Source organism: Candidatus Magnetaquiglobus sp. (assembly GCF_058402785.1).
This window is the reverse complement of record NZ_JBZVFG010000001.1, coordinates 66,038-91,416: the sequence shown is the minus strand read 5'-3', so window position 1 is coordinate 91,416 and position 25,379 is coordinate 66,038. Positions and strand designations below refer to the sequence as shown.

The window sequence follows — 25,379 nt, the reverse complement described above, 5'->3', positions numbered from 1 at the left end:
GTGGACCATCTGGTCATTGTGTCAGGTGCGGACGGGTGAACAGGCGTTGCGCCACGCCACCGGGCGCGAAACCCAACGACAGGATGAACAGAACGCTGGCGGTGAGCACGATCGCCGGTCCCGAAGCCAGATGGGCATGAAACGAAATCAACAGCCCCAGATAACCGGAACCCCAGGCAACCCCCATGGCCACCAGCACCATGCCGGTCAGGGTGCGCGCCCACAGACGGGCCACGGCTGCCGGGATCATCATCAGACCCACGGCCATCAAGGTGCCGAGGGTCTGGAAACCGGCCACCAGATTGATCACCACCAGCGCCAGAAACAGCAGATGCTGACCGCGACCATGCCCCCCGACCATGCGCAAGAAATCCGGATCGAAACACTCGGCCACCAGCGGACGCCATACCAGCGCCAGGCTCATCCAGGTGAGCGTGGCGATCAGGCCCACCAATCGGATCGCGCCTTCGTCGATGGCCAGGATGGTCCCGAAGAGCACATGCAACAGATCGACATTCGAGCCGCGCAATGAGACGATCAACACCCCGGCAGCCAGCGAGGTGAGATAGAAGGTGGCGAAGGTGGCATCCTCCTTGAGTACCGTCTCGCGGCTCACCTGACCGGAAAGCAGCGCCACGACCAGGCCGGCCACCAGACCGCCCGCCCCCATGGCCGGATAGGAGAGACCGGCGATCAGAAAGCCGATGGCCGCGCCCGGCAAAACGGCATGGCTCAAGGCATCGCCCACCAGACTCATGCGGCGCAGCATCAACAGCACGCCGACCGGACCCGCTCCCAATCCCAACGCCAGGCAGGCCATCAATGCCCGGCGCATGAACCCGAAGTCGTCGAACGGGGCGATCCACCATTCATGCAGCGTCATGGCCATTCCCGGAAACCTCCACACCCGATGTGCACGGTTTGGCCCGCTCGTTCCAAGCCTCGGCCATGGTGCGCGCCTGACGTAAAGTCTCGTCGCTCAACACCGTCTCCGTATCACCCCAGGCGATCCGGTGTCGGGCCAACAACAAGGTGTGCGGAAAATGGGCGCGAATCTGCTCCAGATCGTGCAGGATCGCGATCACCGTTCGACCCTCCCGTTGCCAGCGATGCAGCAGTTCCAACAACGCTTCGGTGGAATGGGCGTCGAGCGCGGCAAACGGCTCATCCAGAAGAATCACCCGCGCATCGAGCATCATCAACCGCGCAAACAGCACCCGCTGGAACTGTCCGGCGGACAAGGCCTCGATGCCGCGTCCCTCGAAACCGCTCAGACGCACGATCTCCAGCGACCGGCGCGCCCTTTCGGCCAGTTCGCGCGTCACCCGACCCAGGGCGCCACTCTGCCGCCAGGCACCCATCAACACGGTGTCGGCCACGCTCATGGGAAAGGTGCGATCCAGCCGGCTCGATTGGGGCAACCAGGCAATCTGCTCTCTGGCAAGACCGTGCCAATCGATCGATCCGCCAGCCAGAGGGAGTTCCCCCATCAGCGCCTTGAAAAGGGTCGTTTTTCCCGCACCGTTCGGTCCGGTGATCGCCGTGAGTTCTCCGGCGGCGAAACGACCGGTCAGATGATGCACCGCCGGGTGACGGTGATAGGTGACGGTGAGATCCCGAACCCCGATCATGGCAACGCCACCGACCAGAAAATTCCCAGCCACAAGAGCACGATGGGCAGGATGGCGATGAGGACGCGCCGCGCGGCGTCCATCGCCAGGAGCGAATGCGACATGGGATCGTCCGGCGTTTCGACCGGTGAGGATGGCGGCTCGAGAGGAGGTTTGACGGAGGAGGGCATCAGGCGGTCGGCTCGACAATAGAATGATATATTGTATCAATTTCTTGACAGACTAATCGATACTGTCTATCGTTGTCAACGGCTTTTTTCAGCGCCGGTTCGTCTTCTGTCTCGACCTGTGACCTCAACGGATCCAACCCGAACCATCGACCATCAATATGTCTGCCACACCTCCCGCATCTTCGCCTGTCACGCTGTTTCCCAAAGCCGGGCACGACCATGAGCCTTGCCGCGACTGGATGATCGAGCGCGCCGAGAGTCTCTGTCGGGATCTGGGGGTGCGCTTCACCCCGCAACGCCGCGAGGTGCTGGAGATTCTTGCCACGTCCCACCACTGTCTGGGAGCCTACGACATTCTCGAACGGATGGCGCATCGGGATCGTCGCCCGCCGCCCGCGGCGGTCTACCGTTCGCTGGATTTTCTTCTGGAACTCAAACTCGTCCACCGCATGACCAGCCGCAACGCCTTTTTCGCCTGCACGCGCGCCACCCATGCCGCACCGCTCCAGTTCTGGATCTGTCGTCACTGCGGGGTGGTGGCGGAAAGCGAATCGACGCGGATCACCGAAGAGGTTTCGCGTCTGGCCGGACAGCTCGCCTTTCGTCCGGAGACGATCAACGTGGAGATCGAAGGAGCCTGCCAGACATGTCGCGGCACCCCGTGAATGGTCAGTCCGCCGCCTCTCCGGTGGCTGCCGAGAAGTGGATCGGGGCGCTGATCCTGCTCGTGTTCGTGCTGGTGGCCTTTCTGCCCCTGGTGGGCCAGAACACCAACAGCCTGATCCCCTTCCTGGATCGGGTGAACACCACGCCCGGCACCGGCTGGCGCGAGAACTTCGCCACCTATTTCGTGGCCATCGTGCTCGAGGGGGCGCCCTACATGATCCTGTCGGCCTGCGCCGGGGCGATCATCGAGCTGCTGGTTCCGCCCCACTGGCTGCCGCGCGCGGTGCGGCGTCTGGGGGTGTGGGGGATCCCGATGGTGGTGGCGATCTCCCCGCTCTTTCCGATCTGCGAATGCGGCATCGGTTTCGTGGCGCGCCGCCTGCTGCGCATGGGACTCCCCTTGCCGCATACCCTGGCCTATCTTCTGGCCGCGCCGATCCTCAACCCGCTGGTGCTGGCCGGCACCTGGATGGCCTATGGCCAGAACTGGGTCTATCCGGCGGTGCGCGGCCTGGGGGCGGTGGTGGTGGCGATGGTGGTGGCGTTCGGATTTTCCAGGGTGTCGTCGTCGGTTTTGACCTTCCGTCCCGAGGAGTCCACTCCGTCCGCCTGCTCCCACGGCGCCTGCGACCACCGCCACGACCAGCCCACCCTCGGCGCCCGCATCCACCATGTGCTCACCCACACCCGCGAGGATTTTCTGGAGACCGGACTTTATTTCCTGTTCGGGGTGTTCGTGGCCAGCCTGTTGAAGACCTTCGTGGACCCGGCCTGGATCGAGGGGTTGGGACAGGGCTCCCTGCTGGGTCCGGGGGTGATGATGGTGTTGGCCTTCACCCTGTCGTTGTGCGCCGGAGCCGACGCGTTCGTGTCCGCCAGCTTCACCGGCTTCTCGATCCCGGCCCACGCGGCGTTTCTGGTGCTGGGACCGATGCTCGACATCAAGCTGTTGTTCATGTATCGCACCCTCTTTGCGACGGGCTTCATCGTCCGTTTCGCGCTTGCGATCCTGTTGGCGGTGTGCGGGTATGTCGTGGCGTTGCAACAACTGCCCGACGGGTGGCTCGAGACCCTGGGACTGCCGTTTCTGGGCTGACGGATCGGGTTGGATGGAGAAGGGAGAACAAGAACCATGCGACTGCCCGACGGTTTCTGGAAAGAGCTGCAACTGCACGGCTGGATGATCTTTCTGGCCTACATGATCCTCACCGGCAAGGATCTGAGCTATCTGGCCCCGCTGCAACACCAGATCCTGCTGGCCGGGGGGGCGGTGCTGTTCGTGGCGCTGATGGCCGGTTTTTTCGCCAAGAGGTCGGCCACGCTCCCGGTCGGCGCGGGCGGGGGGTGGCGGGCGTTCCTCGAGTCCACCGGACACTGGGTTCCTTTTCTGGTCGTGATGCTGATGGGGGTGACCACCCTGAACATGGATCTGGCCAGTCTGCGCAACGGCATCCAGATGCGGGTGATGGATCCGGACCGGGTGCCGGAGGATCCCACCGCCCGGCTGGCCCATCTGCGGGTCGGGGAGTACCTGGAGACCACCCACATCCAGCTGTATGGCCAGGCGGTGCTCGCCGCCGACGCTCCGGTGAGTCTGATCGGGCGTCTGGCGCGGCTGAATGGGGAGCAGTTCGCCAAGGCCTTTCCGACCCTGCCTTCTCGGGAGGAGAGTCATCTGTTGTATCGGTTCGCCATCGCCTGTTGCGCGGCGGACGCGACCCCGCTGACGGTGTTGCTGGAGGGGGTTCCGGCAGATGCGGAGGTGGGTCGTGAGGGGTGGTATCGGGTACGCGGGGTGACCCGCACCACGGATGAGACCGGTCCGATCGTGGTGCGCATCGACCGCCTGGAGCCCATCCCCGCGCCGGAGAAGCCGTTCTTGAGCTGGCTGGATGTGTATTGAGCCGCATCCGGTGCGATTTCTTGGGCAACGGGGCGTTGCAAGACCGACTGGCGCGGTTCAATAATCCTTCTTCCACTGCACGCCCACATCGCCGTTGGATTTGGCGTCCACGCCGGTCTTGAGGTAGATCTGCGGGGTCATCTCGATCTCCACGTTGATCCGTCCCGAGTCGGCCTTGATCCCCTTTTCCACCTCCAGGTAGATCTCGTCGGTGATGTACTTGCCGGCGCTCACCGTGCCGCTCTCCAGCGAGGTGCCGCCCACGTCGAGCCGGTCGATCCCCAGACCGCGCTGGAACTTGCCGAGCAGGCCCGGTCCGCCCCCCTGCATGCTTTTCACCGCCACGGCCAGGCGCAGCGCCTGGGCCGGGGTGATGGCGTCCGTGGCGCGATCGAACAACAGGTGGGAGATGATCTCTTCCTCGGAGAGCATGGGTTCGCTGGTCAGTTTCACCCTGGGACGGCGTGCCGCCCCTTCCAGGCCGACGTGGGTGGTGATCTCGCCGCGCCGGACCGTGGCCTCCATGGCGATCCACGGCTCGGGCGGCCAGTTGCCATCGAAGGTCAGCGCCCCCTCCGTCAACTGGAAACGGCGCTCCAGCAGATCGAGATACCCGCGCCGCACCCGCATCTGACCGGCCACCTTGGGTTCGGCCAGGGTGCCGCCGAGTTTCAGCTCCCCCAGCCACTCCGAATCCAACCCCATGCCGCGCACGAACAGCCGTCCCGGAATCTGCGTCGTGACCTCCAGGCGGGTCTCCTTCGGGAAGAGCCCGATGTCTGGCGCGGTGGGGGTGTCATCTCCGATGCGCGGCTCGTCGAGTTCCACCACCTGGATCTCCTCGTCCGCGGTCTTGCCGGGATGGAACTCTGCCCGGTTCACAGTCAGCGCGCCGCTCAACCGCAAGGCGGTCAGATCCCCTGCAAGGCGCAACGGTCCGCTCAACTGGGCGGTCAGATCGTCGCGCCGGAGCAGGGTGGCCTCCTCGAGGGTGGCATCCAGGGTGATCGGGAAGTGGCGCTCCGGATCGAGTCGCATCCGTCCCGTCGCCCGCACCCGTCCTTTGTCGCCGTCCGTGGCGGAGAACTCCTCCAGACGCAGTTCCTCCCCCTCGGCCTTGAGATTCAGGGTGATCCCGTGCAGGATCGTGCCCGACTCCACCAGCTCCAGATGGCCCCGATCCAGCTCCGCGCCGCCCCGCACCATCGGTTGGTTGAGCGTGCCGCCGGCCACCAGATCGACCCGCACCACCCCTTCCAGCCGTCCGAAGCGCTCCGGGGCGCTCCATTTGGCCAGTTCGGCCAGGGGGATCCCGGCCTTCAGGCCGCCGGCCAGCCGCCCGTCGGGCACCACCGTCACCCAGGGAGGGCGCGCCAGTATCCGCACCGGCACCACCAGTTCGCCGCGCGCCTCCTCGGGCGCCAGACCGCGCGCGCTCCAGGAGAGGCGCGGCTCCCGGCCATCGTTCACCTCGGCGGTCAGGGAGAGGTCCAGGGGGGGCAGATGGCGCCAGGAGTCGCTCGACGCGCGCCCCTGGGTGATGGTGGCCCGCGCCTCCAGGTTGGGGCGCTCCACAAGCCCCGAGGCGCTCAGCTCCAACGCGCTTTTGCCGCGCATGGCCCCAAACCCGAGACGTCGCGCCAGATCCAGATCGCCCCGTGCCGTGAAACGCCCCTCGATCCGTTTCCCCTCCTGCTTCCACCCCCCGGAGAGGGTCGCGTCGCCCAGGGCGAGTTCCCAGGGGGTGACGCGGATTGTGTCGTTCTTGCGATCGTTCTGCTGGATGGTCACCGGCTTGACGAGTCGAAAGGGCTCTTTGTCGAGCTGGCCGGTCAGCTCCGCGATCTCCCAGAGGTTTTCGTCCGCGCCGCGTTCCAGTCTCCCCCGGCTCTTGAAGGTGACCGGCCAGCCCAGCTCGCCCCGCCCGTCGGCGTTGAACGCCAGTTTGGCCAGACTCCCGGAGACGCGCCCCTTGAGGGCATCGACGCGCCATCTCTCCCGTTGCCATTTGGCTACCTCGAAATCGGCCTCCACCTCCGGCCTGCCGCGCGTCAGACCGGCGCGTCCGGTCAGCTTCAGGCTTTCCAGGCGTCCGAAGGGGCCGGTCAGGCCGGTCAAACGGGCGTTGAGATGGCCGGCGGGGCGTCCCTGACGATCCGGATCCAACGCCAGATCCAGGGATGCCCGTCCGGTGAGGGGGAGGCCGTGCCAGGGTTTGAGGGCGGCCAGATCCGTGCTCTCCCCCTTGAGTTGACCGCTCAGGCTGGCCCGCCGCCGATCGAGGGTGAGCGTGCCGCTCAAATGGCTTTTCGGCGCGCGGGCGTTCAAACCTTCGAGTTCCAGTCGATCGGCGTCGCGCAGCCGATAGCCGGTGGAAAGCTCCAGCGTGCCGCCCGGTTGTCGCGCGGTCATCGTCAATTTGCCATGCGGCTGGTTGAAGGGATCGGACACATCCCCCTGGATCGACACCTGCCGCCAGGTCACCTCTCCCACGCGGACCCCCTGGGACTCCCCTTCGAAGCGCAAGCTCAGACGCGACCCCGCGCCGTTCAGCTCGCCACGCAGGGTGCCGGCTCCGGAGACGGGCGGTCCGGATCCGGCCAGAAGTGCGCCCAGATCGGCCAGTTCGGCCTGCCAGCGCGCTTCGAGTCGGCCCGTTCCCGGCGTCAGGCGTCCCGCGCCGCTCAAGGTGATGTCGTGTCCCTGGATGCGTGCCGATTCGACCTCGACGGGGTGATCCGGGCGCCAGGTCAGGCGCATCTCCAGCTCCGGGTTCTCCCCGAGGCGCGGGGCCAGGGGGTCGGGGAGCCCGCGGAGTTCCGATCCGCGCGTCTGGACATGCAGGTCGATGCGCTCGCCACCGTTCGTCACGCGCAACGTTCCCTCGCCCTGGGCCTCGCCGTGCAACGGCCAGGGCAGGAACGGCGCGAATTCATCCAACCTGGCGATCCGCGCCGACCAGTCGAGGCGCGCCGCCCGTCCCTCCGGGTCGATCATCCCCACGGCCGTGGCGGTCAGGGTGTCGGCATGAGCGAGTCGCAGCGTCTCCACGGTCAGCCGGCCATCGGCTTCAAGACGACCGCTCAGCGTCCAGGTGGGACGCCAGAGCGGCGCACCGTCGGGCAATCCGCTCAGTCGGAGCGAGCCGGCCCCGCCGGTCAGATGCAGGCGGATCCCTTTCGGCCAGGGGTGGTGCGCGGCTGTCGAGGCCGGGGGCTCGATCACTACCGTGGTGTCGAGGTCGGTGAAAGGGTGATCGAGCCAGCGCCAGGTCGGCGCGCGCAGCCGTACCTCGGTGCGTGGGGCGTGCAGGGCGCCGGAGAGGGTCACTTCGACGTTCCCGGCCCCCTGCATCGGCGTTTGCCACCCTGTGCCGAGATGATCGCCCAGGTGGGGGATATCGGCCTGAAAAGCCCCGTGCAGCCGGTCGGCTTGCGGATCGATCTCCAGACGACCCGCCAGGGTGAGCGCTTCGCCACGGGCCTGGATGGTGGTGATGCCGACCGCGAAGGTGGCCAGATCGACGCGGAGATCGGCCTGGGCCGGCAGGGTGGCGAGCAGCGGCTGGAGCGGTTCGGGCAGCGCGCCCAGCAGCGGCGCGCCCAGATGCAGGGCGTCCGCCCGAGCCTGGCGCAGCTCCAGGGTCAGCGGGATGGGAAGCGACCAGCCGGACCAGGGGATCGGGGCGGCGGTTTGGGTGTTCGGGATCGGGGCGGCGGTTTGGGTGTTCGGGATCGGGGCGGCGGTTTGGGTGTTCGGGATCGGGGCGGCGGTTTGGGGGGTGGCCGGATCGAGTTCCGGCGGACGGCGCACCTCCACCCGTTTGGCCCGCACCGCCTCCAGCTCGATCACGCCGCGGGCCAGCGCGGACCAGACCGGCCTGCCCCGCGCCTGATCGACCACCAGCCAGGCCCCCTGTCCGTCGCGGATCTCCAGGCGTTCCAGGCGGATCTCGGCGCGGAAATCGCCGCCGATGCCGGACAGATGCAGGGATTCCAGCTCCGGCAGGGTGCGCAGCCAGCTTAGGCTCGCCTGTTGCACCCCCGGATGATGAACGAACAGCAGCCCTGCCGAGACCAGCAGTGCGACGGGTACGATCAGGATCGCCGCCAGGCCGGTCAGCAGGCGTCGGAGGGGATGGGGGCGGGGTGGCGCGTGCGGCGCGGGCTGGGAGGGGGCTGGAGCGGGGGGCGTGTTCATGGCCGTGGCGTCAAAAGGCCTGTCCGATGCTCATGTAGAGTTGCCAGGGGGCATCCATGGCGCCACGTCGCTCCAGGGGAACCCCGACATCGAGGCGCAGCGGTCCGATGGCGGATAAATAACGAAAACCAAGGCCCGCGCCAACCAGCATCGTTTCGTTCCAATCCGGCAACACGGTGGTGTAGGCCCGCCCGGCATCCACGAAGGCCACCCCACCCATGGTTTCGGTGAACCGATAACGCGCCTCCGCGCCCACGGCCAACAGGGATCGCCCGCCCACCGGGCGACCGGAGTCATCCAGGGGTCCGGCCATCTGCTGTCCGTAGCCGCGCACCGAGGAGCCGCCGCCGGCGTAGAGGCGGTTGTCCGCCGGGATGTCGTTTTGTTCGGCGCCCAGGGTCACATCCAGTTCGGCGCGACCGGCCAGCACCAGATCGGAGGTTTCGGACCAGCTGGCATAGCGGCTGATCTTGTTGGAAGAGCGCAGAAAATGGACGCTTTTTCCGGTGACCGCCAGGTTGGGGGCGATCTCTCCGAAGAGTCGCCAGCCGCGCGTGGCGTCGAGGGGGTCGTTGGAGCGGTCCAGGGTCAGGGCCAGCGGCATGCTGAGGAGGCTGTAGGAGGTTTTGTCCTCCTTGCTCAGGTCCAGCACTTCGGAAAGACGGTAGTGCAGCGACAGGGAGCCCTCGCCGCCGGGCGCGAACACCTGCCGGACCAGGCCCGCGCCCAGTTCCAGGGCGACGCTTTCGAACGCCTCTTCCACGGAGCGGTCGAGCTTGCCGGAGAATTTCAGGTTCTGTCCGCGTTGAACGTAGTCCGGGATGTCGAGGGTGTTGTTGATGGTGACGGTGCGCACGCCGAGTTTCAGATCGCTCTTGAGCCGTTCTCCGGCGCCAAGGAGATTGCGATGCTCCCAGCCGCCGTTCACCTCCATGCCGCGATCGGTGCTGAATCCGGCGCCCGCGCGCCAGGTGCGGGGTTTGCGTTCCTTCAGCTCCACCAGCACCGGCCACAGACCCCGATCGTCCGGCTGTTCGGCGAGTCTCACCCGCACCACGCCGAACAGGCCGGTGCCGGTGAAGGCCAGACGGGTCTCCTCGATGCGCTTCGGGTGGTAGGGGACGCCCCGGTTCCACGGCACGCGCCGTTTCAAGAAGAAGATATCCACCTCTCCCGGTTCGTCGATCACCACGTCTCCCAGGTGGACCCGTGGACCGGTGTCCAGATGAAAGCGGGTTTGGATCCGATGGGTTTGGGGATCGCGGGTGACGCGCCGCTTGACCATCCTGGCCTGGGGGAAACCCTGGTCGCGGGCGGCCTGGATCAGTGCGTCGCCGGCCAAGAGAATGCGCGCGCTCTCCGCCGGCAGGCCGGCATGCAGGTCGAGGCTCTCCCAGGCGGGGGGGTGGAACCGGGAGTCGGGCGGATCGAGTTGGAGTTCGGGAGGGTCGAGCCGATAGCGCTCATGCGGGGTGACCGCGAAGCGCGCCTCCAGGGGGTGTTCCGCCCCTTCGAGGCCGGCTGTGGCCTCGACATCGAAAAACCCCTTGGATTTCATGAGTTCGACCAGTTTCTGGCGATCCCGCTCCACCTGTCTGGCCAACAACGGGCGGTTGGCGGGGGGGTCGTCCTGGCTGCGAAAGGTGACGAGTCGTTCCAGAATTTCGGCGTGGATGCGCGGTTCGGACTCCAGTCCGGTCAGCGTCGCGCTGTATTTTTGTGGGGTATCCGATGGATTTTCTGATTCTTCTGATAATAAAATATCAACTTTGGATATCAGAATTGTGCAAACCAGCAAGAATATCCTCGGAAAGGGGTGCCGGGGTTTGTCGTGGCTTCCCCGTGGGGGGATGCCACGGCTGGGGGGAACGTGGGAACGCACCCCAGCCAACGGGTTGTGGCCGCCGGTCAACCGTTCAGGCGGCCCGTTGGGCCTGTTCCAGCTCGTGTTGCAGCTTGTCGCGATCGATCCACCACTCGTCGCCGACCATCATTTCGAGTCCCTTGAGGATCGAGGGGATGTAGATGTCCGGGTTGTCGAGCTGTTTGGCCTGGACCCAGATCTGGAAGGCCTCTTCGCCGATGACGTTGTAGGTGTCGCAGACCAGCGAGAACATTTGTTGCGATTGACCGATGGCCAAGTCGCGATCCGCGTGGTCCGGGGTGCGGTGTTTGGCGAGCAGGTGGGCCAGGGCGCAGATGGCGGGGGCCAGATCGTGGCTCGGGCCGAGGGTGTTGAGCAGATGGAACAGGGACTGCACCACCTCGATGCCCGGAGCATCGGTTTTGAGGCCCACCCAGATGCGTTGCGCCAGGGCCTTGTAGATCTCCTTGTTTTTGTGCTTGGTGGAGAGGCGGCGCAGGATGGTGAGCACTTCGGTCCAGTTGCCTTCGCGGCTGAGTTTGTCGAGGGCGGTGCGATCCTCGTTCCACTCTTCGGCGGCGGAGAGGGTGGGTTTTTCTTCGGCCTGGGGGGGGTGTTCCGACTGGATCGGGATGATGCGGGGCATGGTGGGGTTCATGGCGTCACCTGAGATTGGAGCGTTAAAAAAATCCAGATTACGGCGACGCGTCCCCAAGGGCAAGTCATGACGCGCGTAAGGAGCATCTTTCCCCTTGTTCCGCATGAGGCTGGCCCGGTGATTCCGGGGGTGCCGGACGTGTCGTGGGGTCACGACCATGACCGGAGTCCATGGCGATCCTGGTCCGGGTGTGTTAGACTGGCTAACGAATGTTTGAAATCGATGACATCCCAACCGGTTTGTCCGGTGTGCGGCGTGACCGTTTGCCACCTTTTGTTGCATCGTGCGATCAAAACATGCCTCCATTCGCCTCTCCCGACGCTCTGTCGCTGCCTTCCAACCGCAAATTCGGCGGACTGTTCACCTTCGTGTTCGCGGCGGTGGCGCTCTATTGCGCCAGTCGCGCGGCCTGGGTGGGGATGGGGCTGGCCGGGGTGATCGCGGTTGCCTTCGCCGCGCTCGCGCTGGTGGCCCCGGAACGCCTGCTGCCGCTCAACCGCGCCTGGTTCAAGCTGGGGATCCTGCTCGGCAGGATCGTCAACCCCCTGGTGATGGCGCTGCTTTTCTTCGGCCTGTTCACCCCTCTGGCGCTGCTGTTCCGCCTGTTCGGACGGGATGCGCTCCGGTTGAGGCGAGGGGGTGCCGTCAGCCATTGGATCGAGCGTCAACCGGACAGCCTGCCACCCGACTCCTTCAAATTCCAATACTAAACTGGGGATACGCGCGCGATGGGTCTGATGCAAGAGCTTTGGATGTTTCTTAAGGCGCGCAAAAAGCTGTGGCTGGCGCCGGTGATCCTGATCATGGCGCTGCTGGGCGGTCTGTTGATCCTGGCTCAGGGCTCGGTGATCGCCCCCTTCATCTACACCCTTTTCTAAAAGATCCGCATGAAGATCCTCGGCATCTCCGCTTTCTATCACGACTCCGCCGCCTGCCTGGTCGTGGATGGGCGGATCATCGCGGCGGCCCAGGAGGAGCGGTTCACCCGCATCAAGCACGACCCCGGCTTTCCGGCCCAGGCCATCGCCTACTGTCTGGCCGAAGGAGGGCTCACGCCGGACCGGATCGACCATGTGGTCTTCTACGACAAGCCCTTCCTGAAACTCGACCGGTTGATCGAAACCTACCTGGCTTTCGCGCCGCGCGGCTTCAAGAGCTTCGCCACCGCCCTGCCGGTCTGGATCAAGGAGAAGCTCTTTTTCCGGTCGATGCTGGTCAAGGCCCTGCACGGGATCTGGGGCGAGGGGATCGACGTGGCGTCGCGTCTGCTCTTCTCCGAGCATCACGTCAGCCACGCGGCCAGCGCCTTCTTTCCGAGTCCGTTCAACGACGCCGCCGTGCTCACCATGGACGGGGTGGGGGAGTGGACCACCACCTCCCTGGCCATCGGCTCGGGCAACCGCCTGGAGGTGACGCGGGAGATCCATTTTCCCCATTCGCTGGGTCTGCTCTATTCCGCCTTCACCTATTACACCGGCTTCAAGGTCAACAGCGGTGAGTACAAGGTGATGGGGCTGGCCCCTTATGGAGAGCCGAAATATGCGGATCGCATCAAACAGGAGTTGATCGACATCCGCGACGACGGCTCGTTTGCGCTCGACATGCGCTATTTCGACTACTGCACCGGCCTGACCATGACCAACGCCCGCTTCGACGCCCTGTTCGGGGGGCCGCCCCGCGAGCCGGAGTCGCGCCTGACGCAACGGGAGATGGATCTGGCCGCCTCGATCCAGGCGGTCACCGAAGAGGTGGTGCTGAAACTGGGCCGGAACATCGCCCGCACCAGCGGCATGAAAAATCTCTGCCTGGCCGGCGGCGTGGCGCTCAACTGCGTGGCCAACGGCAAGTTGCTGCGCGAGAAGCTCTTCGAACGGGTCTGGATTCAGCCGGCGGCGGGCGATGCGGGAGGCGCCCTGGGCGCGGCGTTGGCCGCCCATCACCTCATGCTCGACCAGCCGCGCGCCCCCTTGACCGGTCTGGATGGCATGCGCGGCTCCTATCTGGGGCCGGAGTATCCCACCGAAGAGATCATCACGCGACTCACCCGCGTCGGCGCGGTGTTCGAGGTTCTGGCCGAGGAGTCGCTCATCGACCGGACCGCGCGGGCGTTGGCGGATGGCAAGGCGATCGGCTGGATGAACGGGCGCATGGAGTTCGGACCGCGTGCCCTGGGCGCGCGCAGCATCCTCGCCGATCCCCGCTCCCCGACCATGCAGAAACTCCTCAACCTCAAGGTGAAGTTTCGCGAGTCGTTCCGTCCCTTCGCTCCCAGCGTGCTGCGCGAGGCGGTCGGGAGCTGGTTCGATCTGGATGCCGACAGCCCCTACATGCTGCTGGTGGCGGATCTCCTGCCTGGTCACCGGCGGGCGATGAGCCCCGAGGAGCAGGCCCTGTTCGGCATCGACAAACTCAACGTCCCCCGCTCGACCATCCCGGCGGTGACCCATGTCGATTACTCGGCGCGCATCCAGACCGTCCACGCCGAAACCAATCCGCGCTATCACCGGCTGATCAGCCGTTTCAACGTCCTTACCGGCTGCCCGGTGGTGGTCAATACCTCGTTCAACATCCGCGGCGAGCCGATCGTCGGCACGCCCGAGGATGCCTTCCGCTGCTTCATGGGCACGGAACTCGACATCCTGGTGGTCGGGAATGCCTTTCTGATCAAATCCGAACAGCCCGCCGCCCTGGCATCGGACTACAAGGTGCTCTATGAGCTGGACTGACGCACCGGATGGTGCCCCCGCACCCCCGGACCGTGAACCCCGCGCGCGGATGTCTCGCGGCAAGACGCTGCTTTTTCTGACCATCGGCATCCTGGTGCCGCTGGTGATCGGCGTGGGGATCCTGGAACTTCTCTTCGGCGGCTGGGTGCGCGTCGATCCGTGGGAGGCGGCCAACCGTCTCAACATCATCCGCGACCGGCATGTGGTCTACCAGGTGGGCAACCTCTACGGGTCGGGCACGGAGTCGGTGGTCTACTCCCGCGATGCCCATGGCCTGCGCGGCGGTTGCCAGGATCCGGGAAAGATCCGCATCCTGAGCGTCGGCGGTTCGACCACCGATCAGCGTTACATCGGCGATGGCCAGACCTTTCAGGATCGGCTGCAACAGCGGCTGGAAAAAACGCTGCAACGTCCGGTCTGCATCGCCAACGCCGGGGTGGACGGACACAGCACCTTTGGCCATCTGGTCGCCTTCGATCACTGGTTCCCGCGGATTCCGGATCTCAGGCCCGCCTATGTGCTTTTGTACATCGGGATCAACGACGCCGGGCTTCGCGACCAGCCCAACGCCGGTTTCGACGACCCCACCGGGCGGCGCGTCGGGGTGTGGGCGGTGATCAAGGAGCGTTCGGCCCTTTTCGCGGCGGTGCGCAAGTTGAGTTTCGTGGTCACCGGACTTTATACCAAGAAGGCCTATGCCGGTCACGCCCTTCGTCCGCCGACACCCGGAGAGTATACTGAAACGGCCCTCTCACCGGGTGTCGAGCCCTTGATCGCGCGCAATGGCGAGGCGTTTGGCGCCCGTCTGGAACAACTGTTGGAGAAAACCCGCGCCCTGGGAGCCAAACCGATCTGCGTCACCCAACCGCACCGGTTCGTGGCCACCACCCCCGAGGGGGTCAAGGGGACGGCCAACGTCTTCGAGCATCAGGGGCGCTTCTACAACGGTCTGGATTACGCGACCTCGTTGCAGGTCTTGAACGGGGTGATGCGGACGGTCTGTCCGCAGGCGGGGGGCGTTTTCATCGACATCGCGGCCCAACCGTTCGAGCTGGCCGATTTCTACGATCCGGTCCATCTCACCCCGACCGGCGCGGTCAGGTTGGGCGAGTATCTGTTCGAGGCCTTCGCGGCCCAGGGGGTGATCGCGGGATTGTGAGCGGTTCTGTCCTCCCGTTCCGCCCCCCCTCAATCCTCGTGCGCACCAGGGCGGGCCCAGGTCAACAACCCCACCAGGGTCTGGGCCCGTTGCGCGTAGGTGTGCTGCTCCATCACCCGGACATGGGCCGCCTCGGCGATGCTCCGGGTGCGCGGGAAATCCTCCAGAAGCTCCCGAACCAACGCCACGCACTCCTCCAACGTCTCGAAATCCAACCAATCCTCGCCAGGGGTGAAATCCACCTCCGCGTGTCGTCTCCGGTCGCTCAACAAGAATCCCCCGCAGGCGGGAATCCCGTAACAGCGTTCCGGCAATCCCCAGCTCATCTCTCCCCCATGATCGCAGGCCGCGCCGAGATTGAGGTTGATGATGCTCGCGCGCATGATCTCCACCTGCTCGGCCACGCTCAGATCCTGGCCGTGGAACAGCTTCAACTCGATGCCATGGGCGGACAACATGTCGCCCAGGGCGCGCAGGCGGGTCATGCGTGCCCGATGTTCCGGATAGCGTCGGTCGTCGATGTTGCCGATGAAGGAGACCGTATGCCGGTAACGGTGGATGTCGCGCAGCGCCTCCAGCGAGCACCCCTCCAGATTGTAGCGGTTCACATCCGCGGCATTGGGGAAGTAGACCGCGCGCCGGGCCATGGCCACCCGCTCCTGAAGGGCGTGGGTGAGGTAGAAATCGAGGAACTGGAGTTTGCGCAACAGCCAGATGCGTCGCGTGTGAACCCCCTTGTTCCAGGGTGCGTCCCGATTGAGGGCCGCGATGGGGATGTTTCGGGTGCGCAACCGTCGCGCAAGAGTCCAGCAGGCGATCGGGTGGCGCGCCGCCTCGGTGAAATCGAGCACCGCCGCATCCACCTCTTCGACCCTCTCGGGCAGGGGGGCGCCCGGTTTCCACGGGACGAGGGTCACTCCTTGTTCCACCAGTGCCTCTTCCAGCGCCACGAACGGACGCCGAAACCCCATCAGGATCTTCATGCGATCTCCCTTGCGCCAGGGTGGCGCTCCAGCCAGGCCAACAAGACCAACAACGTGTAGGTGAGACGCCGCGATCCCCCCCGATCGTGCAGGCAGCGGCGCCACTGGTCGCGGCTGGCGTCGGCATCCAGAAACGGCGCCAGTCGTTCACAGTCGGCGAACAGCCGCTCCCCGGTCTCGCGCCAGGCCCCCTGGAACAGGGCGCGCAGCGGCACCGAAAATCCGTGTTTGGGTCGATTCCAGATCGACTCCGGCAACACGTCGCGACACAGCCCCTTGAGCACCGCCTTGCCCCCCTGGCCCAGATGGATGGATGTCGGGATCGACAAGGCCGCCTCGACCACCGGATTGCCGAGCATCGGCACCCGCGCTTCCAGGCCGTGGGCCATGCTCGCCCGATCGGTCTTCGCCAGGCAGTTCTCGGAAAGATAGCTCCACAGATCGGCGCGCATCTGGGTGGCCGGATCCAGTTCGCCGCCCAACTCGTCCACCAGCGCATGCCAGCCGGCCAGGGTCTGATCCACCGCGCAGGCGGCCAGCGCCTCGGGTCGCAGATACCGGTTCATCCCTTTCCGACAGCGTGGCCAGGGTCCGAGTTCCACCCGCCGGTAGGTAAGCAGTTCCCGTCCATGCAGGGTACGGCGCGTCAGCGCGCCGGGCAATGCGCCGTGTTCCACCCCCAGGCGTGCCCAGCGTTGCCAGAACCGTTCCGGGTGGGCGGACTGGGGATCGTGGTAGCGTGGATAACCGCCGAACAGTTCATCGCCGCCATCGCCGCTCAACGCCACGGTCACATGGGCGCGGGTGAGCGCCGAGAGGGCGTGGGTCATGATGTAGGAAGGGTCGGCCAGGGGTTGATCCAGGTCGTCGATGGCTGCCAGGAATCCGTGTGCGTCGATGGACGGGGCGGGGAGTTCGTGGTGTTCGCAGTCGAACAGCCGCGCCACCTGGCGGGCGTGGGAGGACTCGTCGAACCCCTCCTGGTTGAACTTCAGGCTAAAGCAACGCATCCGTCTGGCGCCGGCCTCGGCCATGTAGCGGACGATGAGGCTCGAATCGATCCCTCCGGAGAGAAACGCCCCCAGAGGTACGTCGGACACCAGTTGTCGGGCCACGCTCTCCTTGAGGGCGGCATCGGCGAGGGCGATGCCGTCGGCGAGGGTTTGGGGTCCGGCGTTGTCTGGGCGGGGGATCGACCAGTACCGTTTCAGCTCCAGGGAGTCGGTGCGGGCGTCGTAGCGCAGGCGATGGGCCGGGGGAAGTTGTCGGCAGTCGGCCAGGAAGGCGTCCGGGGCCAGAGGGGTCTGGAAGGCGAGGTAGTCCCGCAGGGCCTGGGCGTTGATCCGGGTGGGAAAGCCGGGGAGTTTGAAAAACGGCGCCAGGGTCGAGGCGAAGATCAATCCGCTGGCGGTCGAGTAGAAGAACGGCTTGATCCCCAGCCGGTCGCGGGCGGCGAACAGGATTTGCTCCTGTTTGTCCCAGATGGCGAAGGCGAAGATGCCGTCCAGGCGTGGGAGCAGGGTTTCGCCCCAGGCCCGATAGCCGATCAGCAGCACCTCGCTGTCCGAGCGGGTGATGAAGGTGTGTCCAAGGGTTTGGAGTTCGGTGCGCAACGATTGGAAATTGTAGATTTCGCCGTTGAAGACCAGGGCATGGCGGCCATCCGGGGAGAGCATGGGTTGCGTGCCCCCTTCCAGATCGATCACCGCCAGTCGGGCGTGGCCGAGCACGGCCTTCCCGTCGTGGTGGATGGCGCGGGCGTCGGGTCCGCGTGGGGCCAGGGTTTCGAGGGGCCCTGCCAGGTGTTCGCCCCAGCGACTGTTGATGGTTCCGAGAATGCCGCACATGGTGGTGATGGTTCGGTTCAGGTTCGACTGTTGCCGGGGACCGGCGCGCGCGAGGTCCCCGGTGGGATCAAGGGCAAAGCCCTTGGGACGTTGTTTTTGATTTTGATGATTTTCGCGCGCGAGAAAAACAAAATCAAACCCTCGGAGGCTCTGCCTCCGAACCTTTGCCGGGGATCTTTGGCCTCCGGTCTTTCGCGGCGGTCGGTTGGCTACCGTTCCAGCAACCCCTCCAACGCTCCAAGCGTCACCTCCGGCGCATAGCCGGACAGATCCACCCTCCGCGCGGCATCCGGTCTGGCCAACATCCGCTCGATACCACCGGCCAACGCCTCGACATCCCCCATCGCGACCAACGCCTCGGGCAGATCCGCCTCCAGCAACTCCCGAGGACCCGACGGACAGTCGGTGGATACCACCGGCGTGCCGCAGGCCAACGCCTCGATCAACACATTCGGCATCCCCTCATGGTCGGAACAGAGGATCAACAACCGCGCCCCCGCGATCCAAGGATAGGGGTTGACCTGAAAACCCGCGATCCGTACCCGCTCGGTGAGACCACGCGCCTCGATCAGCCGATGCAACCCCGGATCCGGATCGGTGAGCAACACCAGCAGACGCGGCTCGCGAATGCGGCTCCAGGCATCGAGCAGCAGGTCATGACGTTTCTGGGAGGCCGATCGTCCGACGTGAATCGCATAAGGCTCGGTCGGCAAACCTGCCACCGACGCGCGTGCCCGCGACGGAATCCCTGTCAAATCGAACGGATTGCGCACCACCTGGAGCGCACGGGGCTGAATCGCCAGTTTGCCGGTGAGATCATCCGCCACGCCCGAAGAGACCGCGATCAACCGTTGCCCGTCATACAGGGTGCGATAACGGTTGAGACGACGCGCCGCCTTGGCCGGATTGGACCGCCCCAACGCCTCGATCTCCCGCGACAGGGTGTTGGCCACCCGCATCCAATGGTTGGGAAGTCGGGCCAGACGACACACCTCGTCGGCAAAGGGAAGGGTGGAGAGGATCAGATCGAACGGGCGTGCCCGGGCGAGCGACGCCATGCGCCGTTTCAAACGCCAGGCCAGCCAGCGACGCCCCAACCATCCCTTGGAGCGTGTCTTGCCCGCCTCTCCCAGGGCGATCACCGGCAGACCGTCGGGCACGGCGTGCTGACGGAGATCCTCCAACAGGATGAGGGTGGCTTCGTGCCCGGCACGATGCAACAGATCGGCGGTCTGGATCAACGCCTTTTCCGCGCCGCCGCCGCGCAGATTGGTGACGATCAGGGCCGCTTTCACGAGATTCTCAGATAGAAACAGGCGGTGTCGCCATCCAGGGTGGCGTTCAAACGGTTGGTCAGCGACCGGAAGGCGGCCAGGGTCGCGGGTGGATGGGGGTGATGTCTCCACGCCATTTGCGGGATGTCGCGCTGAAGATATTCACACCCGAGCAGATTCTCCGGCCTGGCGTCGTGGTGGTGCGCAAAGATGGTGAAACCATGCCGCCTGGCCAGATGATGGAGACTGGTCACGGTGTGCAGATGGAGATGACGCGGCGCGTCCCAGGCCATCCAGTGGACGCCATAACGGCGATGGGCGTAGGATTGGGCGACCGGGATGCGGATCAACAGACCCCCGCCAGGGTTGAGCCGGGCGCGCAACCGCGCCATGGTGGCATGCTGATCCGGCATGTGCTCGAGCACATGGTGGAGCATGATCAGATCGAAACGTCCCTCGATCCGCTCCAGGGGCTCGGCCAGGATGGTCACGCCGTCGGGATGGCGGATGGTTTCGGGCAAAAAGGGGTCCGCGCCCAACAGATTGGAAAATCCCTCGCGTCGCAGTCTCAACAACAATCCGCCGGTGCCGCATCCCAGATCGAGGATCGCACTGGAGAACGACACGCCAAAAGGTTTCAACCAGCGGAAATGGGTGGGTTGACGTCCCAGCCGGGCCATGAGCGCGCCAAACGGGGTGCGCTCCCCGAGATGATGTCGCGCGCGCTCCCGTTTGAGCCAGGAGAGGAGGGGTGTCGAAATTTTTTCCGGGGGGGGTTGCTGGGAGTAGTAGCCTTGACCATAATATCGTCCCAGATCATCCGGAATCGGGTCGATCCAGAGCATCCGGCACTGCCCGCAGCACCAATAGTGAAACGGCTCGCGCAACCCGTACATCATTTCGCGCGGGGTGTGATGGGTGTGGCCGCTGGTGTGGTCGCAGATCGGGCAGTTCATCGGGGCCTGGTAGGTTTCCCGTGGAACCTTCCGCAAGGGATGGCCACGGTCGGGGGTGAGGGGGTTCTTCCCCCATCCTGTCAAGTTCGTTGTGTTAATCGGCTCAGTCTAGCCCGGTTACCTCCGCTTGGCAACCCGAGGCAACAAGCTGTTGGCAATCCGCATCCTCGAAGGAATCGTTGGAGATGGAAGGGTATTCAGCGGCACGTTGGATGGTGTGCGGGGATTTCATCAATCCCACCCAACCTCTGGCCTGGCAGTGCGCCTCGGCCCTGGAACGGCTTGGCGTCACCGTGTTGACCGCCAACACCGAGATCCGTCAGCCCCGCGTCAACCAGTTCATCAAGAAGATCGGCAAATCCCTGGCCAAACCGTTCGGTCTGAAACAGACCTTGAGCGAACGGTTCGTTCGGGAGGAACGCGCCACCATCGAACGCCATCTGCAAACCCAGTACGACCGTTTTCAACCGGATGTGGTGTTGGTGATCCGTGGCAACCATGTGTCCCCCGCCTTGCTGACCGCCTGGCGCAAGGACGGGGTGAAGGTGATCGGCTGGTGGATCAAGGATCTGAAAAATCTGGCTAATTTCTTGCGTGATCAGCCCTGCCACGATCTGAATTTCTGCATCCACGCCAACATCCGCCATCCCGGCATCCGCTATCTCCCGGCGGTGGCGGTCGATCCCTACCGGTATCGGCCCCTGCCGGAGGTCACCAAGCGGTTCGACGTGGTGTTCGTGGGGATCCACACCCCGAAACGTCGGGAATATCTGCGCGCCTTGACCGGCTGGCATCTCGGGATCGTTGGTCCCGGCTGGCGCAGCCGCTTCGAGTGGCGCGATCGGGTGTTGTTTTCGGCGGTCCAGGCCCGGACGCTGTACGGCGAGGCGTTGAACCGGTTTTACAATGCCGGTCGGATCGTCGTGAACATCAACCAGTGGGAGGCCAACGAGGGGAGCGGCGTGACCCTGCGCCTGGCCGACGTGCCGGCGAGCGGGGCCTGTCTGGTGAGCGAATACTCGCGGGGCATCGAGGAGATGTTCACGCCGGGCGAGGAGATCGTCTCGTTCACCAGCCCGGACGAGTTGCGCGAGCGGGTTGCCTTTTATCTCGCCCACGAGGCGGAACGGCGGCGGGTGGCCCAGGCCGGTCATGACCGTGCCATGCGGTTGCCCACCCACATGGACCGCATGCGGGTGCTGCTCGAGGCGGTGCGGAACGGCGAAGCGTGACGGATCTTCAGAAATAGGGGTTGCGCGCGGGCACCGACTCGGCGATGCGTCGCATGCTTTCCAGACGGGCGGCGGCGATCTCGCCGGCCTCGACCGCGGTGCGCAAGGCGCAATCCGGTTCCCGCATGTGACGGCAATCCTTGAACCGGCACTGTCCCAGGCGTGGGGCCATGTCGCGCATCAACCCCGGAATCTCCTCGCGGATCACCCCGTGCAGTCCGAACTCCCGCACCCCCGGTGAGTCGATCAGGAAACCGCCGCGCGTCAGCCGGTACAGACGCGCCGTGGTGGTGGCGTGGCGTCCCAGGCCGGTGGCCGCGTGGACCTCGGCGGTCCTTAGAATCTCCCCTGGCACCATGCGGTTGATCAACGACGACTTGCCCACCCCGGACTCGCCGACGAAAATCGCGGTTTGATCCCGCAACGCCTCCTCCAGGCTCGCGATGCCGGTCTCGTGCAGCGCGGAGACCCGGAAAAGGGCATACCCCATGCGCGGATAGGGGGCGAACGCCGCTTCCAGGGCGCTCCTGTCTGTCACCTGATCGATCTTGTTGACCACCAGCAAAGGTTCGATGCCGGCCTTCTGGGCGGCGATCAGATAGCGGTCCACCAGACCGGTGTTCAGGGTGGCCGCGGCGCTCACCACCACGATGCGCTCGACATTCGCCGCCACGGTCAGCAGACGTTGATGCGGCCCCGGTCGCCGCAACACCGACAGCCGTTCATGCACCGAAACGATCACCCCCTGTTCCGCGCCGACGCGCCGGCTGACCACCCGGTCCCCGCACACCGGTTCCTCCAGGAGCGCCTCGCGCACCGCGCAGCGCAAACGCTCCCCGGCGTCGGTCTCCACCTCCACATTCAGCCCGAAATGGGCCACCACCCGTCCCTTCTCCTCGGGCCCCAGGGCGCTTTCGTCGTCGGGAAGTTCCATCGTGGGGGCGGCGGGACGCCGCGCGCCGCGCATCCGGGCCATCTGACGCAGGGAAAGTTGTTTGTCGCGGATTTTTCGTGGCATGCGGGGTGGTTTCTCTGTTAGAAATAAACCCTATTGGCAACTCCACTATCGCTCTTTGCACCGGTGCGCGTCAATGACTCCCCAACCTCGCCCACACTTGCTGCGTTCCGTGCTGTATGTGCCTGGATCCAACCCGAAAACCCTCTCCAAGGCGCCCACCCTCCCCGCCGATGGACTGATTCTCGATCTCGAAGACTCGGTGGCCCCGGAGGCCAAACCACAAGCCCGTCACGCCATTCTCGAAACGCTCCGGTCCACCCGTTCCGGATATGCCGGCGTGCGGGTGGTGCGGGTCAACGGCATCCACACCGATCTGTGGCGCGACGACCTGGCTGTGGTGCTGCCGGGCCGGCCCGATGCCATCGCCCTCTCCAAGGTCGAATCCCCCGAGGCCCTGGATCAACTCGCCGCCGCCATGCGCGCCCTGGATCCGGAGTCGGATTGCGAGCTGTGGCCGATGATCGAATCCTCCCTGGGCGTGCTCCGTGCCCATGCCATCGCCTGTCACCCCCTGGTCTCCACGCTGGTGATGGGCACCTCGGATCTGGGGCGGGCCCTGGGCATTCCCGGCGATCCGGAGCGGATCGGTCTGCGCCATGCCCTGCAACAGACCCTGTTGGCCGCACGGGCCGCCGGCAGGCGGATCCTGGATGGGGTCTACGTGAACATCCGCGATCCCGAGGGGTTCCTGGCCGAATGCCACGATGGCGCCCGACTCGGTTTCGACGGCAAGACCGTGATCCATCCTGCCCAGATCGAACCGGCCAACCAGGCCTTTCTCCCCAGCGACGCGGAGGCCGAAACCGCGCGCCGCATCCTGGATGCCTGGAACGCCGCGCGCGCGCGCGGCGAGGAGATCTGCGTGGTCGATGGGCGACTGGTCGAGCGACTGCATGCCGATCAGGCCAGCCAACGTCTGGCACGCTGGCAGATGGCCCAGGCCTGACCCGATTGGGGCGAAAAGGGTGCCTTCGCGTTCCGGAAACCGCCTCCGGGCAGGGCGCCTTTGTGAAAATGCGATGAATCTTGATTCATGTTTTGAATTCTTATCGGTTGTAAGCTAAACTATTAAGCAGTTCGTATCCCAAGAAAAACACCACCGTCGGGGCTCCCATGAAGCTGCAACAAAAGACCTCTCTTCTGGCGATTTTCCTCTCGGGAACCCTGGCCATCGTGATCGTGGCCATCAGCCTGCTGTCCTTCCGACAGTTCTCGATCTCCACGGCCCGCGAGCAGGTCCACTCCGTGGCCGAGGTGGTGCGGGTGAGCCTCACCGAGGCGATGATCAACAACGTGATCGATCAACGCAAATCGTTCCTCAAGCGGCTCGCCGAGGTCGAGGGGTTGCTGGTGGCGCGGGTGATGCGCTCTCCGGAGGTGATCCGTCAGTTCGGCGAGGGGTTCGACGGCGAACAGGTCGTGGATCCCATCGAAAAAATGGTGATGGAGAACGGCAAGCCCTTCTACGGCATGACCGATACGGAAAGGGATCCGATCTTCCGTGGCACCATCCCCTTCATCGCCAACCAGACCGGCGAACCCAACTGTCTCCAGTGCCACAACACCGCCAACGGCGCGGTGCTCGGGGCGATCACCATCCAGATCTCCATGGCCCAGCTGCAACAAAAGGCGTTGCTCACCATCGGGATCATGACCGCCATCATCACCATCTTCGCCATCTTCCTGACCATCTTCTTCCGTCGCCAGATGAACCCCGTGGTCGCCACCGCCGAGGAGGTGCAACGGGTCGTGGCCAAGGCCAAGGATGGCAACTTCAGCGGTCGCATCCAGTATACCGGCCACGACGAGATGGGAGATATCTCCCGTGATCTCAACCAGTTGATGCACCACCTCCAGGAAAACCTCAGCACCATCACCCACGATGTGTCGCAACTGTTGCGCTACGAGGCCGAAGGGAACACCAACCTGATCACCACCACCACCGAGATGGTGGAGACCCTGCTCGAGATCGCCCAGTTCAAACAAGCCGTGGAGGAGGATCGCACCAAGGCCGAAGTCTATTTCCGCATCGCCCATGTGCTGCGCGAGCAGTTCGGCATTCGTCAGTGCTCCATCTACGAGGTCTCCAATCCCGGCATGAACCACATGAAACCGGTGATCGTGGACGGGGAGATCGATACCGGTTGCCGCTGGTGCAATCCGGAAATCCTCTTCCAGGCCGACTCCTGCCGTGCCCATCGCACCGGCCATGTGATCGACTCCATCGAACATCCGATGATCTGCAGCCAGTTCAAGCATGTTCACGACAACCCCGGCCTCGGCCACATCTGCATCCCGGTCTTCCATTCCGGAACCGTGGGCAACGTGGTGCAGATCGTCGTGGAACGCAATCACGGTCGGCTTTATCACCGTCTGCAACCCTTCATCCAGGCCTATCTTCGCGAGTCCGCGCCGACCGTCGAGGCCAAGCGGTTGCTCGACACCCTGCGTGAATCGGCCCTGCGCGACGCGCTCACCGGTCTGCACAACCGACGTTTCCTCGAGGAGTACATCGGCACCCTCGAGGCCACCGCCAAACGCAAGAAGAGCCGTCTGTCCGTGCTGCTCATGGACATCGACCACTTCAAGGAGGTCAACGATGTCTTCGGTCACGATGTCGGCGACACGGTGTTGCGGGTGGTGTCCAAGGCCCTGGCCGCCCAGGTGCGCACCTCGGACATGGTGATCCGTTACGGTGGCGAGGAGTTCCTGGTCATCCTCCAGGAGGGGGACGAGTACTCCGGCGAGCGCATGGCCGAAAAGTTGCGTCTGGCCGTGGCGGCCCTGAAGATCCCGGTTTCGAGCGGCATCATGCGCAAGACCATCTCCATCGGCGTGTCCGGTTTCCCGTCGGATGGGGAGGATATCTGGGAGGTGATCAAGTGTGCGGACCTGGCCCTCTACGAGGCCAAGCACACCGGACGCAACCGGCACATCATCTACACGCCCAAGCTGGCCAAGGAGTGAGCCGGCGGTTGCGGCCAGCGCGGGCGCGTGGCGTGAGTTGGTGAGGTCGGCGTGAGGGTCTGCGGCGCGAGTCGGCGTGAGGGTCTGCGGCGCGAGTCGGCGTGAGGGTCTGCGGCGCGAGTCGG

At 65.0% G+C, this 25,379-nt stretch carries 20 protein-coding genes; 10 read left to right on the top strand and 10 right to left on the bottom strand.

From position 1 onward, the window contains the following. Positions 1-13: 13 nt before the first annotated feature. On the bottom strand, positions 14-883 hold the full coding sequence (locus tag ACV4UY_RS00425) for a metal ABC transporter permease (RefSeq protein WP_491605774.1): 870 nt from the start codon (positions 881-883) through the stop codon (positions 14-16). Beyond that, positions 870-1,631, bottom strand: a complete 762-nt coding sequence (locus ACV4UY_RS00420; RefSeq protein ID WP_491605701.1) for a metal ABC transporter ATP-binding protein — start codon at positions 1,629-1,631, stop codon at positions 870-872. The genes ACV4UY_RS00425 and ACV4UY_RS00420 overlap by 14 nt, the downstream gene beginning before the upstream one ends. A gap of 409 nt (positions 1,632-2,040) precedes the next feature. On the opposite strand from ACV4UY_RS00420, the gene ACV4UY_RS00415 reads away from it, so the two are divergent. From ACV4UY_RS00415 to ACV4UY_RS00405, 3 genes are read left to right on the top strand one after another with little or no spacing between them, the layout of a single operon-like run. After that, the gene (locus ACV4UY_RS00415) at positions 2,041-2,466 is read left to right on the top strand and encodes a Fur family transcriptional regulator (protein WP_491605700.1); all 426 of its coding nucleotides are present in this window, start codon (positions 2,041-2,043) and stop codon (positions 2,464-2,466) included. Then, positions 2,448-3,563, top strand: coding sequence for a permease (locus ACV4UY_RS00410; protein WP_491605699.1), 1,116 nt, complete (start codon positions 2,448-2,450; stop codon positions 3,561-3,563). Before ACV4UY_RS00415 ends, ACV4UY_RS00410 begins: the two co-directional genes overlap by 19 nt. A 36-nt stretch (positions 3,564-3,599) precedes the next feature. Continuing rightward, positions 3,600-4,370, top strand: coding sequence for a TIGR03943 family putative permease subunit (locus ACV4UY_RS00405; RefSeq protein ID WP_491605698.1), 771 nt, complete (start codon positions 3,600-3,602; stop codon positions 4,368-4,370). 57 nt (positions 4,371-4,427) lie between these two features. Here the strand turns inward: ACV4UY_RS00405 and ACV4UY_RS00400 are convergent, their stop codons facing one another. From ACV4UY_RS00400 to ACV4UY_RS00390, 3 genes are all read right to left on the bottom strand, one after another. After that, positions 4,428-8,570, bottom strand: a complete 4,143-nt coding sequence (locus ACV4UY_RS00400) for a translocation/assembly module TamB domain-containing protein (protein WP_491605697.1) — start codon at positions 8,568-8,570, stop codon at positions 4,428-4,430. 10 nt (positions 8,571-8,580) lie between these two features. Next, positions 8,581-10,368 (bottom strand): autotransporter assembly complex protein TamA, encoded by a 1,788-nt coding sequence (locus tag ACV4UY_RS00395; RefSeq protein WP_491605696.1) that lies wholly within the window; start codon positions 10,366-10,368, stop codon positions 8,581-8,583. Between the two features lie 118 nt (positions 10,369-10,486). Then, a complete protein-coding gene (locus ACV4UY_RS00390) occupies positions 10,487-11,092 on the bottom strand; it encodes a hypothetical protein (RefSeq protein ID WP_491605695.1) in 606 nt (201 codons plus the stop codon). A 296-nt stretch (positions 11,093-11,388) separates the two neighbouring features. Between ACV4UY_RS00390 and ACV4UY_RS00385 the strand changes: the two genes are divergently transcribed. The 4 genes from ACV4UY_RS00385 to ACV4UY_RS00370 are packed head-to-tail and all read left to right on the top strand — an operon-like array spanning position 11,389 to position 14,977. Beyond that, positions 11,389-11,802 carry an SxtJ family membrane protein gene (locus ACV4UY_RS00385; protein ID WP_491605694.1) on the top strand — a complete coding sequence of 138 codons (414 nt, stop codon included), beginning with the start codon at positions 11,389-11,391 and terminating at the stop codon, positions 11,800-11,802. A gap of 18 nt (positions 11,803-11,820) precedes the next feature. Further along, the gene (locus ACV4UY_RS00380) at positions 11,821-11,970 is read left to right on the top strand and encodes a DUF5989 family protein (RefSeq protein ID WP_491605693.1); all 150 of its coding nucleotides are present in this window, start codon (positions 11,821-11,823) and stop codon (positions 11,968-11,970) included. A 9-nt stretch (positions 11,971-11,979) separates the two neighbouring features. Continuing rightward, complete coding sequence (locus tag ACV4UY_RS00375) at positions 11,980-13,818, top strand: carbamoyltransferase family protein (protein ID WP_491605692.1); 1,839 nt, start codon at positions 11,980-11,982, stop codon at positions 13,816-13,818. A 49-nt stretch (positions 13,819-13,867) separates the two neighbouring features. Next, a complete protein-coding gene (locus ACV4UY_RS00370; RefSeq protein WP_491605691.1) occupies positions 13,868-14,977 on the top strand; it encodes an SGNH/GDSL hydrolase family protein in 1,110 nt (369 codons plus the stop codon). Positions 14,978-15,006: 29 nt separating this feature from the next. Here ACV4UY_RS00370 and ACV4UY_RS00365 read toward each other — a convergent pair whose 3' ends face one another. The 4 genes from ACV4UY_RS00365 to ACV4UY_RS00350 all read right to left on the bottom strand — a co-directional run bounded on the left by ACV4UY_RS00365 (position 15,007) and on the right by ACV4UY_RS00350 (position 20,073). Continuing rightward, positions 15,007-15,960 (bottom strand): glycosyltransferase family protein, encoded by a 954-nt coding sequence (locus ACV4UY_RS00365; RefSeq protein WP_491605690.1) that lies wholly within the window; start codon positions 15,958-15,960, stop codon positions 15,007-15,009. Further along, positions 15,957-17,807 carry an asparagine synthase (glutamine-hydrolyzing) gene (gene asnB, locus ACV4UY_RS00360; RefSeq protein WP_491605689.1) on the bottom strand — a complete coding sequence of 617 codons (1,851 nt, stop codon included), beginning with the start codon at positions 17,805-17,807 and terminating at the stop codon, positions 15,957-15,959. Before asnB ends, ACV4UY_RS00365 begins: the two co-directional genes overlap by 4 nt. A gap of 209 nt (positions 17,808-18,016) precedes the next feature. Then, a complete protein-coding gene (locus tag ACV4UY_RS00355; RefSeq protein WP_491605688.1) occupies positions 18,017-19,102 on the bottom strand; it encodes a glycosyltransferase in 1,086 nt (361 codons plus the stop codon). Next, positions 19,099-20,073, bottom strand: a complete 975-nt coding sequence (locus ACV4UY_RS00350; RefSeq protein WP_491605687.1) for a methyltransferase domain-containing protein — start codon at positions 20,071-20,073, stop codon at positions 19,099-19,101. The genes ACV4UY_RS00355 and ACV4UY_RS00350 overlap by 4 nt, the downstream gene beginning before the upstream one ends. A 149-nt stretch (positions 20,074-20,222) precedes the next feature. Between ACV4UY_RS00350 and ACV4UY_RS00345 the strand changes: the two genes are divergently transcribed. Then, positions 20,223-21,269, top strand: coding sequence for a CgeB family protein (locus tag ACV4UY_RS00345; RefSeq protein WP_491605686.1), 1,047 nt, complete (start codon positions 20,223-20,225; stop codon positions 21,267-21,269). Positions 21,270-21,276: 7 nt separating this feature from the next. Here ACV4UY_RS00345 and rsgA read toward each other — a convergent pair whose 3' ends face one another. Then, complete coding sequence (gene rsgA / locus ACV4UY_RS00340) at positions 21,277-22,287, bottom strand: ribosome small subunit-dependent GTPase A (protein WP_491605685.1); 1,011 nt, start codon at positions 22,285-22,287, stop codon at positions 21,277-21,279. A 73-nt stretch (positions 22,288-22,360) separates the two neighbouring features. On the opposite strand from rsgA, the gene ACV4UY_RS00335 reads away from it, so the two are divergent. Together ACV4UY_RS00335 and ACV4UY_RS00330 are read left to right on the top strand one after the other, a co-directional pair. Then, positions 22,361-23,233, top strand: a complete 873-nt coding sequence (locus tag ACV4UY_RS00335) for an HpcH/HpaI aldolase/citrate lyase family protein (RefSeq protein WP_491605684.1) — start codon at positions 22,361-22,363, stop codon at positions 23,231-23,233. Positions 23,234-23,400: 167 nt separating this feature from the next. Next, the gene (locus ACV4UY_RS00330; protein WP_491605683.1) at positions 23,401-25,254 is read left to right on the top strand and encodes a GGDEF domain-containing protein; all 1,854 of its coding nucleotides are present in this window, start codon (positions 23,401-23,403) and stop codon (positions 25,252-25,254) included. Positions 25,255-25,379 lie beyond the last annotated feature (125 nt).